This window comes from Methylobacterium sp. J-067 (assembly GCF_022829465.1).
GTDB classification, from domain to species: Bacteria; Pseudomonadota; Alphaproteobacteria; order Rhizobiales; family Beijerinckiaceae; genus Methylobacterium; species Methylobacterium litchii.
Map to the genome: position 1 here is coordinate 190,336 of NZ_JAKSXZ010000058.1, position 14,269 is coordinate 204,604.

Sequence of the window (14,269 nt, forward strand, 5' to 3'; positions counted from 1 at the left end):
CTCGGCGGCGCTCTCGCGGCGCTCGTTCGGTTTGGGAATGAGAGGGATCGCCGGAGGTCAGACGGCGAGGCGAAACGCCGGTTCGAGCAGTCCTCGGACACCGACATCGACCAGCAGTGTCCGGCCGTGATGGGGATCGGCAGTTCGCGCTGCCTCGTCCATGCCTTCGTAGCCGGCGGTCACCAGCAACCGGTCGAGGGCGCGTCCGGCGAAGGTGGGGCAGGTCGGTTGCCGCACGGGGACGGGGATCGTGCGGACGCGCTCGCCGGACGGGCTGTAAGCGTCGAGGCAACTCGCCCCGAAACGCGCCGTCCAGATCAGACCTTCCACGTCGGTGGCTGCTCCGTCGATGCCACCGTCTCCGTCGCTGTGATCGTAGTGCGTCTCGGGCTCGCCCCGCGGCAGGCCGGTGGCTGGATCCAGGGCCACGCGCCGAAGCACGCCTTCGGCGGTATCGACGAAGTAACCCGTGGCCCCGTCGGGGGAGAAGGCGATGCCGTTGGGTGTGGTCAACCCGCGATAGAGGCGCGTGATCTGCGATCCGGCTACGTGGTAGATCGATCCACGTCCTGGCTCAGCCTTCCGCCCCATGGTGCCGATCCAAAGGGCACCGCTCGGATGTACCCGGCCGTCATTGGAGCGGTTGCCGGGAATGTCTCCTTCAAGGGGGCAAAGCAAGCCCAGATCGCCGGTCGAGATTGTCCGAACGTACAGTCCATCGTCGGCGGAGAGGAGATGACGGTCTGCATCAATGGCGGCGACGTCGCTCGCCATGACCGGCAGCGCATGGATCTTTGCCCGCGTCGTTGCCGGATCAAGGGATCGTTCGAACAGCCGGGATTCGAGGATATCGACCCACCACACGGTATCGGTCGCGGGATCGTAGCTCGGCCCTTCGCCGAGGTGGCACCGGGTACCGTCCAGAATGACAACCGACTGCTCAGTCATTGACAAGCTCGCTCTCCACGGTCGAGCGATGACGCGTGTACAATCGGCTAGTTCCCAATCCTCGATAACTTGCCGCAGATAGCCTTGATCGCTACACACGTATCAGAATTGCTTCTAATCCCCACTTCATCTAATGCATTCGTCTGTTGTGCCGATAAGTGGGCGGTCTTTGGGCGACACCAAGCGCATCTGGCGTTCCCACTTCCATCGCGCGCTCGACCTACCAGAGCTCCTTACCGCGGGTTGCGAGCAGCCCTACCTACAACGCGACGGGATACTCGCGATGCTGGTCCTGGCCGTGGCGCACAGCATCTTCGCTCGGTCCATGGACGTCATGACGCGCGACGCGGCCGAGGACGTTACCTTCAGCCCTATCGACAAAAGCGAATGGCGCATGACTGCCAGAGTAAGGGCGGAATATACGTCTGCTTTCAGGCTTGTCGGTGAGGCGGTCCAAGCGACTGGTGTGGGTGGACAGCCGACCTAGTTGGCAACTGTGGATGAGCCCGCGTCGTAGCGCGCCTGTGCGGCCAACACGTCCTCAATGTGGCTCTCCGCCCATACGCGCAGAGCATCAACAGTTGCAGATAGCGTCTGCCCAAGCGGCGTGATGCTGTACTCGACCGTCACCGGCACGGTCGGGATGGCCTTGCGGTGGACCAACCCATCTCGCTCCAGGTTCTTCAAGGTCTGCGAGAGCATCTTTTGCGACAAGCCCTCGATCGTGCGCCGCAGCTGATTAAACCGGACGGGGCCTTCGCCCAGCAAGCCGAGCACCAGCACCGCCCATTTGTCGGCAACGCGATCCAGCACCAGCCGGGTTGGACAAGTGGCGGCATAGGGGTTCGAGGTAGGCATGGTGGTTTCCTCCAGGTGACCAAGTGAGTTGTAGGTGCCTTCTTTACACCTGTGTAATTCTCATTCACCTGGTACCTATCAGGAACCTAACGGACAGACCACTATGAACGTTGCTCTCATCGGCGCCACCGGCAACGCAGGCGCTCGCATCCTCGGCGAACTGTCCCAACGTGGGCACAGCGTCACTGCTATCGTCCGCAACCCCGCAAAAGTCCCATCCCTGCCGAGGGTCAGCGCCAAGGCCGGCGATGTGTACGACCAGGACGGTCTAGCCGCCCTGATCAAGGGCCATGACGTGGTCATCAGTTCGGTGCACTTTACGGCGAGCGACCCGCACAAGCTGCTCGCAGCGGTCAAGGCCTCGGGGGTCGCGCGCTACCTTGTCGTTGGTGGTGCAGGAAGTCTGGAGGTCGCGCCGGGCGTCAAGGTCATCGACACCCCCAACTTCCCTCCTCAGTATAAGGCCGAAGCGGCGGCCGGCGGCGTGTACCTCGACATCCTGCGGGGCGAACGGGAGCTAGACTGGACGTTTCTGTCGCCGTCCGCGCTGTTCATCCCGGGCGAGCGTACCGGCACGTTCCGCCTCGGCAAGGATGAGCTGCTCGCCAACGACCAAGGCAGTAGCATTTCGTTCGAGGACTATGCCATCGCTCTAGTGGACGAGCTGGAGCGGCCCGCCCACTCCCGCGAACGGTTCACCGTTGGCTACTGATCCGCCCCCCGTCCCGGGGAGGTAGATGCGAGGAGGGGCCAGCAGAACCCTCTTTCGTGTCCGCTGAGGGACGTGGCCAGAACGTCCGCTTCAGGAAGCAGGATCAGGGTCCGCTCCCCACCCCAAGCCGAAATTGCCGGGCGGCCGACGAGTGTCCGCTTCCGGGAAGCGCCTACGGTGGTCCGGACGACCGACATGGGTCGAAAGCGGCTGGCCCGCTCGATGCTGAGAAAGGGCCGTGAGCCGGCGCTTGCGGTGTCCAGTTCCCCCGCCACGCCGACCCTCACGCAACCGCCCGGCCAAGGCATCACGGGCGGGATGGGAGGAACTGGCTCGCATCCGCCTGTCGTCGCGTGCTCGCCTGCTGCGGGCCGTGCGGTGTCGCGAACGCCTCGGGCACGCGTGCAGGGAAGGCTTCACTTTATCAGGCACGCTTGGACCTGTCCCCAGAGCGCTCGCTAAGCACCTCAATCAGGCCGTATGCTGGTCACCCAAGGTATGCCCGCACCTGTGACACTGACGCTGGGACACATTGCGCACGATCGACCGTTCTTCAGTCTCTCAGCGAAAGACTTCTATGAATAAGCGTATTCTCGTTGCGGCGTTTGTCGCAGCGCTCACTACTCCTGCCTTCGCCCAGGTTTTAGAAAGCCCGACCACTACAACCGTTATTGTCCCCCGTGGTGCGCCAGGTGTCGTCACCCGTCGGCCGGGCTCGACGGGTGAAGAGGGCTCTGCCAGCTACTCGCCGACCGGACGTGCTGCGGACGGCATTTCGAACGACTCGGCCGCTTCTGGCAATGAAGGGCAGCCCTCCCGAATGGGTTCGACGGGAAGCGGCGGCGGCAAGTAGTCATAGTCGAGGGTAGCCTCTGTCCTTGGCAGCCCTTCTTCTATCCCTGAGTGTGGCCCCGGCGCGTGGCCTTCCACAGCGCAGCGACGGGGCCACGCGCCTGCCATCCGCGACCGTGCTCACGATGCCCTGCCATGGGCTGCGATCCATTCTCGCTGGGGTCTGGCTGTCCCCGTTTTTCTGGGTTTAAAGATCTTAGTAGACATGCGGTTCGGGGATTTGCACCCACCCCCCATGCGTGAGGTGCCGCCACCATGGGAGTACCGTGATGGTTTCGCCTTCCTGGCCAGCCGTAGCCACGCGACCCATTCCGGCGAAACGATCCGCACCACATTCGTGTCGTTGCGATAGCCGGTTAGCCGCCGTTCCTCGACGGTGAGCAGGCCGAGCTTGCGGGCCTCGCGGATCGCGTTGCGCACCGTCGTCTCGGCGACCCCTACCAGAGCGGCGAGGTGCGGGACGGACAACCGGCAATCGCCCCGGCGGGCGGTCTCGGCGGCGATCAAGGCAAGGGCGGCTTGCTCGGCCAGGGTGAACCGGGCCGCAAGGGCTGGAGGAAGCCGTCCAGAGGCCGCCCAGCGGCGGCGGCGCTCAAGGCTGGCATCCGTGCGCGGCCGGGAGCCTGCGCCCGTCCTGGGGCTGTTCTGACGATCCTGCGGGGCGTCTGCCACGCGAGCGGCAGGGGTTCCCGTTGGGTTCGGGCTCTGTCCACCGCTGTGTGCGGCGCTCGACAATCGCCGCGCCTCGATCAAGGCGGCCAGCGTCTCGGCCTCGGCCTCGGTGATCTGTCCCTCGGCATAGGCGCGCCACATCGCGCCCGTCACCACGGGCAGCGCGGCGCGCGGCGCGTCCTCCGCCTGTCGGCGGATCGCATCGGCATAGGTGTTCATCCACGGTCCCTCACGGGCCGCGATCCAGGGTCCAGGCAAGCCTTTCCTGTTGCCGAAACTGACGTTTCAGCTTGACTCCCGAGGGGAGATCATGGCTTGTGAGGGGAAGTCACTCGCGCCTCACAGCGCCTCAGGTTTTCAGCAGCCTCTTCCTTGCCGGGAAGGGGCTGTTGGCTTTTCAGGGTCTATCTCGCGGCGATGGTCTCCTGATCCGGCTCACGACTCGCGAAGGCGAGCGAGGCCGTGACCGCCCATGTCGGCTGCGGGCGGTGGTTAAGTCAACGTTGAGGAATGATCCACTCGACCATGCAGGCCAAGCCCTCGACCCTCGCTGACCTCCGCAACGCTGGGATCGTCACCAGCACAGAGATTGTGTCGGCGATCGATCACTTCGTGCGCGATCCCGCTGGGCCGCCCTATCGCTTCGCCAGCGGGCATACGCTCGACGTCGCGGGGATCCTGGCAACCGAGATGCCGGGAGAGACCCTTACGTCGCGGACTGTGCTGCAGGAGAAGACCTTCCGGACGAAGGTCGCGGCCGCGATCATGGCGGCGCATCCCATCATGCCGTGACGAGTTACGCCGTTCTGGAACGCTTCGGTACTTCCCGTACTAATGAAGGATGACCTTCGTCGAGTTTGTGGGTGCCTTTCTTGATGAGGCTGCAATCGCGGTCGTCGTCACCGATGCCGAGCTTAATCGCCCAGGTCCGACGATCCTGTACGTCAACGCTGCATTTGGTTTCTTGACCGGCCGGGATCATACATCCCTTGTCGGGACGAGCCCTCGCTTTATGCAGGGCAAGGACACCCGCCGGACCAGTCTCGACGCATTTCATCATACCCTTAAGTATGGTGGGCGCTTCCACGGCTTCCTTACGAATTACCGTCCTGACGGCACGAAGTACCGGGTCGAGATCGACTGCCGACCGTGCCGCGGGCCCGACGGCCAAATATTCGCGTTCATCGCGTTCCAGCGTGAGGTGATGCGCCGTGTCGGACGACCTTCCGTCGGTCAGGCAGGTCGCTACACTCCCACCAACATAAGTAACACTCCCGTGACCGCCGCTTTGCGGACAATGCGTGTGTTCGAAGAGGTCATAGAAAAAGACGTGCTGTGAATGATATCCAATCAATGCATCGTTCAACCTAACATGCATTACTATTCCTTCATATATAACTTGCGCTCAAATTAATATCTGATTCATCAGTTAAGATGATGATGGAGATACTGGTAGAGCGGGACGCAGCGATTGTCCTCGCTTTGCTCGCATCGCGTTCCACTTGCCCATGCGGCTAAGTCTGACCGTCAATCCTTTGGGATTGTGGATCGGTAGACCTATGGGCTCGCCTACCTGAGCGGTCGAACTATGCGCCTTCACTTGTCTCTCAAGACATCCCTCGCCGGTGCCTTCGGGCTCCTCGCTTTGATCTGCGTCGGCCAGGGTGGTGTCTCTGTCCTTAAACTTGGAGGCATCAAGCGCGGTGTCACCGAAGTGGCTACCAATTGGCTGCCCTCCGTCATCGCCGTGAACGAGATCAGGGCCGCCAGTTCTGAGGTGCGCATCAAGCAGCTACGCCTGCTCGCTCTGTCGGATACCGCCGCTCGGCTCGCCGAGAACGAGGCGGCACTCGCTGCGACACACGAGGCGCTCGCGGCTGCGCGTCGGACCTACGAACCGCTGATCTTCTCGGTCGAGGAAAGGGCGCTCTACGATGCCTTCGGCGCCGCTTGGGCGAGCTTCGCTCACGCCGATACTGAGACTCGCCGTCTCATGGAGGCGGGCCAGAGGGCGGAAGCGGTCGCCCTTCTGAGCGGTCCCGAGGCTGTCCGGTTCTACGATGAAGCACGGGCGATGCTGCAGCGTGACGTTAAGCTGAACGAGGTCAGCGCACGTCGGGACGCCGAGACGGCGATGGGCGATGTCGGTAGCGCTACGTCGCTGGCCTACATCGCAGCCTTTCTGGCGCTGATCACCGCGCTCGCCGCTGCGGCCTTCGGTTTTCTCCGTGTATCTCGCCCGATCACTCGGATGACGGCCGCGATGCAGATCCTGGCTGGGGGTGATGCTGCATCCGAAATACCCTTCCGCTCACGGCAGGATGAGATTGGCGCGATGGCGGCGACTGTACAGGTGTTCAAGGACAACCTCATCCGCTCTCGAGCTTTGGAGGAGGAAACCGTCCAAGCACGTCTTGCCGCCGAGGAGCAGCGCAAGGCCGGCATGCGCCAGATGGCGGACGGCTTCGAAGCTGCGGTCGGCGGCGTCATCGGCATGGTCTCGTCCTCGGCGACCGAGTTACAGGCCACCGCCGGGACGATGAGCGGCACGGCGGCCGAGACCGCAGCGCAGTCCTCCGCCGTGGCCGCCGCGGCCGAGGAGGCGGCTTCGAACGTCAACACCGTAGCCGCCGCTGCGGAGCAGCTGGGCTCGTCGGTTCAGGAGATCGGCCGGCAGGTCGATGGCTCGGCCGAACTGGCGCGGCTCGCCGTGCACGAGGCCGATCAGGCCGGTGCTCTAGTCCAGCACCTCAGCACCACCGTCTCGCGGATCGACGACGTAGTCGGGTTGATCTCGTCGATCGCCGGGCAGACCAACCTGCTGGCCCTCAACGCGACGATCGAGGCGGCGCGCGCGGGTGAAGCCGGCAAGGGCTTCGCCGTGGTTGCGGCGGAGGTGAAGGAGCTGGCCGGTCAAACGGCACGGGCCACGCAGGAGATCTCGAGTCAGATCGCGCAGATCCAGGCTTCCACGGGGCAGGCCGTGGCGTCGATCGGCGGCATCACCGGGCGCATCCGTGAGATCAACACGGTGGCGACCTCGATCGCGATCGCGGTGGAGCAGCAGGGCGCGGCGACCCAGGAGATCGTGCGCAACGTCGCCCAAGCGGCGGCTGGTACGGGGGAGGTGACGGGAAACATCGCCGGCGTAGCGGGGGCGGCGGAGGAGACTGGCGCCGCGGCGACGCAAGTTCTGGGGGCAGCTTCGGAGCTGTCGCGCCAGTCGGAGCATCTCGCGGCCGAGGTCGCCCGCTTCCTCGCCACCGTGCGCGCAGCATGAGGCGATGAAGCTCGTTGACGCCACGCGCTGAAGCGTCATCGGACCGATCTACTATCTCCTCAAATACGTGACATTCCTTCGATTGGAGATTGCCGCCATGGACGTTCTCCTCGTCGACGACAGCACGACGGTGCTGATGCGCCTGCAGCGGTTGCTGGAGAGCGAGCATGGCGCCGAGGTCGTCGCTCACGACGACCCGCTCGCCGCCTTGGTTGAGGGCCGCACGCGAGCCTTCGATCTCGTACTCGTCGACCAGAACATGCCCGAGATGGACGGGATCACTCTCATTCGGGAGCTGCGGACAATCGCGCACTATGCCCAAGTGCCAATCGCGATGATCACCGCCGACACGACTGAGGAGGTACGTATGGCGGCGCTGGAGGCCGGGGCAACCGACTTCCTCGACAAGCGCATCAAGGGGATCGAAATGAGCGCGCGCCTGCGCAACCTGGTGCGCTTGGCCAACGCTGTGCGCCACCTCGACGAGGCGGCGTCGTCGATGGCGGGTGAGATCGAGCGGGCGACGCGCCATTTGGTCGAGAGGGAGGCCGAGGTCATCTTCCGCCTCGCCCTGGCTGTAGAGTACCGCGACAACGACACCGGCGACCACACGTGGCGGGTCGCACGCTACAGTCAGATCATCGCGAAAGCGCTAGGCCTCGAACCGGAGTACTGCTGGCGCCTCAAGCTCGCGGCTCCGCTTCACGATGTCGGCAAAGTCGCCGTACCAGACGGGATCCTGCTGAAGAAGGGCCCGCTGGACGAGGCGGAGTTCGCGGTGATCCGCATGCACCCGTTGGTCGGCAAGCGTATCCTCGATGGGAGCACGTCGGAGCTGATCCGCCTCGCGGCGGAGATCGCAGAGGCGCATCACGAGCGCTGGGATGGTAGCGGCTATCCGCACGGGCTTGCGGGCCTGGACATTCCCCTGGCGGCACGGATCGTCGCGGTGGCGGACGTGTTCGACGCGTTGACGACGGTGCGTCCCTACAAGGGGGCGATGGGCTTCGAGGAGGCCATCCTTTGCCTTGAAGCGGAGAGGGGCAAGCACTTCGACCCGGCATGTGTCGAGGCCTTCGTATCGGCTTGGGACGAGGTTCTCGCCGTTCACTCGGCCAGGAGCGGGGGCGCGTCGGCCGCGTTCGTGCGGGGCATCGAACCCTGGGCCCGCGTCCCTGAGATGCGGCGAGAAGTGACCGTCGCCGAGTAGATCCTCACCGCAATCGAGTGTCGGCAAGCCGAAATGCAGGGACATGACTGCAACCATAATTTTCTTGAAGGCTCAGCAACCTCAGTTGACTGCGATCTCTGAACTGGAAGAGCTGCCATCACCCAACCTCGGCGCCGCATTGTTAGAGTTATGGCGACGGCGTGACGAGCTTCTGGCGGTGATCGAAGGCTTGCGCCGTCCATCTCTCGCGACACACGCGCGCTTCGGTCCATTGGTGGCTAGCCTGGAGGCGTTGGCGGTCCAAGGGTTGGTCGAAGTCGATCTACTCATTCGGGAGGTCGAGCAGATGACCAATTTCCTCGTGACAAACGAGCCAGCAGTGGGCCGCCTCGAACAAGGCGAGGCTCCCCGCGTCGGTCTGTTCACGGGCTAGGCGGACATGGACCACATTTAGCCGCCGGAGCAGCCAGCACGACAAGGCGAGCAGGTAGAAGGACCGGACGGTCTAGCGCGGCGACAAGTGGCGGAAGGGTGGGCGACAGGCTAGACAGCGGGGAGTGTGGTCGGCATCACGCGCGCATCCCGACGAGGGCCAGGACCGCGCAGCCGGCGGCGGCCACGACATTGCCAGCGCCACCCCACGGCAGCGGCGGGAACAGTTGGCGGACATCTGCCGTCGCAACGGGGGCGGGCTCGTCCTGGGTCTCGTCCTGCGGCGCCTCGGGGGCAGGCTCCGGGGCCGGCATGGGCTGGGCGGGCTCGTGCAGGTGGATCACCTGCCCCGCGTGCGCCACAATGGCCTTGAAAACGGGCTCCGTGGCGGTCTCGGCGTCGTCCTTGATCCGGTCCAGGGCGGCGATGATCTTGTCTGCTGCATCAAGGGCCGTCTGTGCCGCTTGCTCAAGGTGGGCGCGAAGGGCGAGGCCGGCGAGCGGCGCCGGGGCCGCCGGTTCAGACGGGCGGGGGCGGGGCATGAAAGCGACGACGTTGGGCATGGGGGCACTCTGCAAGGGTGAAACGTTGAGGGGCGGTTTGATGGCGGGGCAGGGCTATTCCCCGCCCCATGCCTAGCGGATCTCTGCAATCAGCGCCTTGTTGCGGATCTTCATTTCGCAGAGCATTTCGTGATGGACGCGGGACACGAGGATGGCGTCGCGGTCGGCCTCGGTCTTGGGAGTGCGGCGAGCTACTTCCTGAACGCACGCATCACGGAGACAGCCGAGACGATTACTTTCGGCCTCGATGATCTCCCCGCCGTCGTTTTGAAGGCGGATATTGGCGTCGGCATAGAACCGGACTTCCTGCGACACGTCGCTCAGAACCTCGGCCTCGCGGTGGAACACGTCGATCAGTCGAAGCAGGCAGTCCGAGGGGACGGCCGACAGGTCCAAGCCGTGAGCGTAGGTGAACGCCTCCCGGCACAGGTCACGGTCGGGCTGCCTGCTGGCCAGCAATGGCGTTAGGGTGCCGCCCAGCATGGCGTCAGCAAGCTGCGTCCCTACTCGGTCCCAAGCGTCTTCTTGATGCTCGTCACGATCCGCCGGAGCGTTGTAGCCGGCAGCGCCGATGGGACCGAGACACTTGAGGGCCATGCCGAGCATCGTCTTGGGCTCGGTCGCCTCAAGCCGCGCCATCAGATCCGTGGCGCGGCGGTAGAACGGCAGCCATTCCGCCTCCGACATGCGTTCAGCCATGTTTTCGCGGTCGGCCTTCATGTTGGCGGCGTAGGCTTCGCAGAACTCGGCGGCTAATTCGGCAATGTGTGCGTCGGGCCCGAAGTCGATACCGGCGACCGGGGCAGCGTCTGCCTCGACCTGAAAAGCCGCGACCTCGCGCAGGACCGTGTGCACGATGCGCGTCCCGTCATCGATGTCGTGATGTGGCGTGATGCGGAACCGCTCGAAGTCGTCTAACGCGAGCGCGGCCTTGGCGACGATCTCGGCCAGATGCGTGGATGGCTCGTTGATCGCGCGGGTGATGACGGCGCTCGTCTTGCCGGTCTCGGTGTCAAACTTCTCTTCGGACCAGTCCGTGACCTTCAAGGCGAAATCGACCCACGCGCGATGCTGAACCGCCCAGCGGCAGGCGTCGGCAAGAGCGGCCGGAGCGGGTGCGAAGGTGCCCTCGGCGGTTGCGGCAGGCTCTGGCCTGCGGCTCGTGCCGGCAAGGCGGGCGGACAGATCGGCGGCGCGGTCGCGGAGCGAAGGGGCGGCGGTCTCGGTCTGCCACGCGGCCTTGAGGCAGACGGCCATGGCAGCGCCCCAGGTGCCGCCGTGGCGCTTCTGATGATCGCGGGCGGCGAGGGTCGCGACGGTCATAATCGCGGCGCGGTCGAACTTGTGAGAGACGGCGAACGTCTCGCCGCGGCCGGAGCGGGTGGTGATGTTGAGGGGGAGGTTGCGCGAGCGGGCATAGGCCGAAGCGAAGCCACGAGCGGCGAGCAGGCCGGTGATGACGGGAGCGCGGTCGGACTTGATGTCCCGCAGGGCGGCGGACCAGGAGAAAGAGCGGCGGCTGAAGTGGGACATCGGGGTTAGTCCATCTCGCGGCGGTTGCTACCGCCTATGGACTTGTTATAATACCCATGCCTTGTTTTAGTCAATAGGAAACATGGTATAAAACCAACCGAGGCTGTGATGTTATCGACCGGCAACCAACTCCGTGCGGCGCGGGGGCTCGTGGCTATGGATCAAGTCACGCTCGCGGAGCGGTCAAAAGTCAGCGCCAACACAATCCGCTCAATGGAAGCGAAGGGCGCCAATATGCTTACCAGCGGTCTCGACACGGTGCGCTCGGTTCAGTCCGCGCTAGAGGCTGCCGGCGTCGAGTTCCTGAACCACGGGCGCCCCGGCGTTCGCCTACGGGCCGAAGGGTAGCCCCCTCGCATGACCGCTCGCGGGAACTTCTTCGCGGTGGACCGGCGGGCATGGGCTGCGCTGTGCGGTCTCGGCAGCATGAACGCGGCCGTCGCCTACCTCGTCCTGGCGCGGGGCACTCTGAGCGACATGCGCACCACCGCATGGTCGGTGAAGACCATTGAGACGCATACTGGCGTGCCTCGGCATCTGGCCCAAGCCGCGATCAGGCGGCTCGTCGCGGAAGGGCTAGTCCGACAGACACGGGGAGGGACGAAGCCGCTCTACTATCTCGTCGCCGCGCATGACCTTCCAGGCCCTACCCCTGCACGGATCACAGCGACAGAGGCCGAACTGGTGCGGATCATCGAGGATGCGGGACGGTCAACCTTCGTGCCTAAGACCGCGAAGATGGACAGCGACTGGCCCGTGACGACGCCATACGAGCTTGCGTGCGGCCTTGTGCGCAAAGGGCACCTGACGAACGACGGACGCCAATTCTTCGGCCTTGCGCTCGCTCCTCAGCCGATGTCCGAGGAACCGGACTGGATCTGGCTCCCCGCCTCCATCGTGACCGGCGCGGCCGATGAGAGGCCACCTGTGGAGTTGCTGCGGCAAGCGCAGGATCAGACGGCCTTGCGCCTGTTCGTGGATCTCTACCACGCTCAGAGCCTGCCACGGGCAAGTGGCGTCCACTGGCGCACCGTTCGACTGAACTACACGAAGGAGGCCATCGGCACTTATGGAGCGCACACTGTCTGGGGCTTCTCCCGCGCGAGGTCGGAGGCGTGGCCGAACTGCCCGCTCGTGAAGCCCTTCCTGGATCAATCCAGCGAGCAGCCGGCGCAACGCTTCTTCGATGCCTTGGCGTTCCTCATCCGCCTGGGTCTCGTCGCCTACACCCCGCATCTCATCGAGGCGGACACCGATGAAGCGGCCGTGCTGTTCCCGGTCGGCGGCGCCATGGCGGTTCGCGAGGAACGGGCGCTCGGAGACGCGGCCCATACAGCAGGGCTTGCCATGATTACCGACTGGCAAGAGAAGCTGGCGGACGGCTCCTATGAGCACCTGTTCCCGCTCCTTCCCCACCAGGGCAACGCGGTGATGGTAGGGCTGCTACGCCTCCGATATCAGGCCGATACAGCGGCCAATGCCGAGTGGGGCGAGCGCCGCTCCCAATGGGCTGAGGAAGCCCGAAAATTCGAGGAATTGGCCGAAAAAGCGCAATCGTCTCAGCGCTTTGCAACATCAACTCAATATCCAATCTAGATCAACTCGATTTCAACTCGGGATCAACTACTAGGTAGATCCCCTCACTATCACCATCGCCTCCCTTCGGTCGGTGGCGCACGCGCAAGGGGAAAGCCATGGCTTGGAGCACGAAGACTTCCCCGACCCCGGAGCCTCTGCCGCCTTGGGCGAGGGGCAGGATCAGCCTGTATGCGTTCGAGGAACTGAAGCGGTGCCTGGGCCCCTATGGCTATGCCGGCAGGCGGGACACCATGCGTAGGCTGGTAGACAAGGGGCTCGTGCGGCAGATCGAAAGCGGCGCCTACGTCGTCACGGAAAATGGGATCGATCTGATTGAAGGCCGATATCGGCACCCGGTCGATACCCCGGACGTGATCGTGCCTCCGCTCAAGCGCTACCCCGCCACGCCTCACCAATCATCTCAAGAGGCTGTCGGAACGGGGGTTGTCGTGAGGGGACGAAAGCGGGTTGACCTATACCTGCCGAGGCCGGGGAACGCGGCACGGTCGCAAGAGGCTGCCGACATGGCGCGGGCGGTTCGGCCGGCGGTAGCCCCTTACACCGTCGAGCCCGCTACGGACGGGTGCGACGTGATCCGCCCACGGTTCGGTTCTGCGATCTGGAAGGCCGAAGGGTGAGCGACGCCGACGACACGGCTCGCAGGCTCGTCACGAATGAGCGAACGAAGCTGACGGCAACCTATCTGAACACGGCGGCCGGCGGTCTCTTTACGGCTGGTGTCGTCGCGCCTCTCGTGGCGGCTGTGTTCGGCCTTGGCACCGGCCCGCACCTGTCGGCGTTGACTCTCGTGCTGGGCATCGCGATCTTTCTAGCGGCGAGCGGTTCCCTACACCTCGCGGCCCGCACGGTCCTGAAAGGGCTCAAGCCATGACGGACGTTCAGATTGTCGCTTTCATCGTCGCCCCCGTGATGGCGGTTGCCTTCGGCTGGGGCGTCGCGCTTTGGGCGCGCCGGGCGGCATAGCACCGTGACGACGGAACAGCTTGCCTTGCTCCTCGCCGTCCCGTTCGGCGGCGGCGCGTTGGCGTTATGGGCCTTGTGGCTCAACCGGCGTGAGAGCGGCACCCGCTCGTGACGAACTGCGGGGCAGAGATCGGGCTTTTCATGGCCCTACTTCTCGGGCCGGGGTCGTTCGTCGCAGCCGGCGCCTTGGTCTACTGGATCACGGCTTGGCAGGATCGGCGCGACGCCATGAACGACTGTGGCCTCTGACGGCTTCCACTGGCTACAGCTTTCGGTTCCCCTGGCCGTGTTCGCAGTCGGCGCCCTCGCCTATTGGGCAGTCGCACGTCAGGACGATCTGTAAGGGGCATCCCCTTCACCGTCGTCGCGCATCGGCCTACCCTGTGGCGGTCCTCCCGAGGGACACGCCGGCCCGGTCGAATGGCCCCCCGTTCAACAGATCGGGTCGGCGGCCTGCGTACCTCGAAGGCCAAGCCGTCTTGGGCCGGGTTTCAGGTAACTGCCGGTCAATTAGTTCGCATCACGATGCAGCATGGGCCGTGCCGCAAGTAGGCCCTTGTCCTCTCGTGGGACATGCCGGCCCGATCCAATGGCCTCTTGCAAACGCCGGATCGGGTCGGCAGCTATCGCGGCGGCCAGACCGGCTCAGTCTTCGGCCTCTTCCGTCTGCAGTCCCATTGCTGCAC

General features: G+C 64.6%; 13 protein-coding genes. 8 read left to right on the plus strand and 5 right to left on the minus strand.

Annotated elements, in window-relative coordinates; translation table 11 throughout:
• Nucleotides 1-57 precede the first annotated feature (57 nt).
• Nucleotides 58-948 carry an SMP-30/gluconolactonase/LRE family protein gene (locus MKK52_RS06390; RefSeq protein WP_243928149.1) on the minus strand — a complete coding sequence of 297 codons (891 nt, stop codon included), beginning with the start codon at nt 946-948 and terminating at the stop codon, nt 58-60.
• Nucleotides 949-1,431: 483 nt separating this feature from the next.
• A complete protein-coding gene (locus tag MKK52_RS06395) occupies nt 1,432-1,806 on the minus strand; it encodes a winged helix-turn-helix transcriptional regulator (protein WP_243952975.1) in 375 nt (124 codons plus the stop codon).
• A 103-nt stretch (nt 1,807-1,909) separates the two neighbouring features.
• Between MKK52_RS06395 and MKK52_RS06400 the strand changes: the two genes are divergently transcribed.
• The gene (locus tag MKK52_RS06400) at nt 1,910-2,518 is read left to right on the plus strand and encodes an NAD(P)-dependent oxidoreductase (protein ID WP_243952976.1); all 609 of its coding nucleotides are present in this window, start codon (nt 1,910-1,912) and stop codon (nt 2,516-2,518) included.
• Between the two features lie 972 nt (nt 2,519-3,490).
• Here the strand turns inward: MKK52_RS06400 and MKK52_RS06405 are convergent.
• A complete protein-coding gene (locus MKK52_RS06405) occupies nt 3,491-4,261 on the minus strand; it encodes a helix-turn-helix domain-containing protein (RefSeq protein WP_243952977.1) in 771 nt (256 codons plus the stop codon).
• 306 nt (nt 4,262-4,567) lie between these two features.
• Here MKK52_RS06405 and MKK52_RS06410 point away from each other — a divergent pair, with 306 nt between their 5' ends.
• The 5 genes from MKK52_RS06410 (at nt 4,568) to MKK52_RS06430 (ending at nt 8,926) form a co-directional block, all read left to right on the plus strand.
• The gene (locus MKK52_RS06410) at nt 4,568-4,834 is read left to right on the plus strand and encodes a hypothetical protein (RefSeq protein ID WP_243952978.1); all 267 of its coding nucleotides are present in this window, start codon (nt 4,568-4,570) and stop codon (nt 4,832-4,834) included.
• Between the two features lie 49 nt (nt 4,835-4,883).
• On the plus strand, nt 4,884-5,381 hold the full coding sequence (locus MKK52_RS06415) for a PAS domain-containing protein (protein WP_243952979.1): 498 nt from the start codon (nt 4,884-4,886) through the stop codon (nt 5,379-5,381).
• A 249-nt stretch (nt 5,382-5,630) separates the two neighbouring features.
• Nucleotides 5,631-7,322, plus strand: a complete 1,692-nt coding sequence (locus tag MKK52_RS06420) for a methyl-accepting chemotaxis protein (RefSeq protein WP_243952980.1) — start codon at nt 5,631-5,633, stop codon at nt 7,320-7,322.
• Nucleotides 7,323-7,419: 97 nt separating this feature from the next.
• Complete coding sequence (locus tag MKK52_RS06425; protein ID WP_243952981.1) at nt 7,420-8,532, plus strand: HD-GYP domain-containing protein; 1,113 nt, start codon at nt 7,420-7,422, stop codon at nt 8,530-8,532.
• A 43-nt stretch (nt 8,533-8,575) separates the two neighbouring features.
• Nucleotides 8,576-8,926, plus strand: coding sequence for a hypothetical protein (locus MKK52_RS06430; protein ID WP_243952982.1), 351 nt, complete (start codon nt 8,576-8,578; stop codon nt 8,924-8,926).
• A gap of 136 nt (nt 8,927-9,062) precedes the next feature.
• Here the strand turns inward: MKK52_RS06430 and MKK52_RS06435 are convergent, their stop codons facing one another.
• Together MKK52_RS06435 and MKK52_RS06440 are read right to left on the minus strand one after the other, a co-directional pair.
• The gene (locus tag MKK52_RS06435) at nt 9,063-9,488 is read right to left on the minus strand and encodes a hypothetical protein (RefSeq protein ID WP_243952983.1); all 426 of its coding nucleotides are present in this window, start codon (nt 9,486-9,488) and stop codon (nt 9,063-9,065) included.
• Nucleotides 9,489-9,560: 72 nt separating this feature from the next.
• Nucleotides 9,561-11,021 carry a hypothetical protein gene (locus MKK52_RS06440; protein WP_243952984.1) on the minus strand — a complete coding sequence of 487 codons (1,461 nt, stop codon included), beginning with the start codon at nt 11,019-11,021 and terminating at the stop codon, nt 9,561-9,563.
• Nucleotides 11,022-11,378: 357 nt separating this feature from the next.
• On the opposite strand from MKK52_RS06440, the gene MKK52_RS06450 reads away from it, so the two are divergent.
• Nucleotides 11,379-12,617 carry a MarR family transcriptional regulator gene (locus tag MKK52_RS06450; RefSeq protein ID WP_243952986.1) on the plus strand — a complete coding sequence of 413 codons (1,239 nt, stop codon included), beginning with the start codon at nt 11,379-11,381 and terminating at the stop codon, nt 12,615-12,617.
• 616 nt (nt 12,618-13,233) lie between these two features.
• Complete coding sequence (locus MKK52_RS06455; protein WP_243952987.1) at nt 13,234-13,491, plus strand: hypothetical protein; 258 nt, start codon at nt 13,234-13,236, stop codon at nt 13,489-13,491.
• Nucleotides 13,492-14,269 lie beyond the last annotated feature (778 nt).

Bases quoted from the DNA above. Each gene is read 5' to 3' on its own strand.
- MKK52_RS06390 (WP_243928149.1), bottom strand. From the start codon at position 948: ATGACTGAGCAGTCGGTTGTCATTCTGGACGGTACCCGGTGCCACCTC.
- MKK52_RS06395 (WP_243952975.1), bottom strand. From the start codon at position 1,806: ATGCCTACCTCGAACCCCTATGCCGCCACTTGTCCAACCCGGCTGGTG.
- MKK52_RS06400 (WP_243952976.1), top strand. From the start codon at position 1,910: ATGAACGTTGCTCTCATCGGCGCCACCGGCAACGCAGGCGCTCGCATC.
- MKK52_RS06405 (WP_243952977.1), bottom strand. From the start codon at position 4,261: ATGAACACCTATGCCGATGCGATCCGCCGACAGGCGGAGGACGCGCCG.
- MKK52_RS06410 (WP_243952978.1), top strand. From the start codon at position 4,568: ATGCAGGCCAAGCCCTCGACCCTCGCTGACCTCCGCAACGCTGGGATC.
- MKK52_RS06415 (WP_243952979.1), top strand. From the start codon at position 4,884: ATGACCTTCGTCGAGTTTGTGGGTGCCTTTCTTGATGAGGCTGCAATC.
- MKK52_RS06420 (WP_243952980.1), top strand. From the start codon at position 5,631: ATGCGCCTTCACTTGTCTCTCAAGACATCCCTCGCCGGTGCCTTCGGG.
- MKK52_RS06425 (WP_243952981.1), top strand. From the start codon at position 7,420: ATGGACGTTCTCCTCGTCGACGACAGCACGACGGTGCTGATGCGCCTG.
- MKK52_RS06430 (WP_243952982.1), top strand. From the start codon at position 8,576: ATGACTGCAACCATAATTTTCTTGAAGGCTCAGCAACCTCAGTTGACT.
- MKK52_RS06435 (WP_243952983.1), bottom strand. From the start codon at position 9,488: ATGCCCAACGTCGTCGCTTTCATGCCCCGCCCCCGCCCGTCTGAACCG.
- MKK52_RS06440 (WP_243952984.1), bottom strand. From the start codon at position 11,021: ATGTCCCACTTCAGCCGCCGCTCTTTCTCCTGGTCCGCCGCCCTGCGG.
- MKK52_RS06450 (WP_243952986.1), top strand. From the start codon at position 11,379: ATGACCGCTCGCGGGAACTTCTTCGCGGTGGACCGGCGGGCATGGGCT.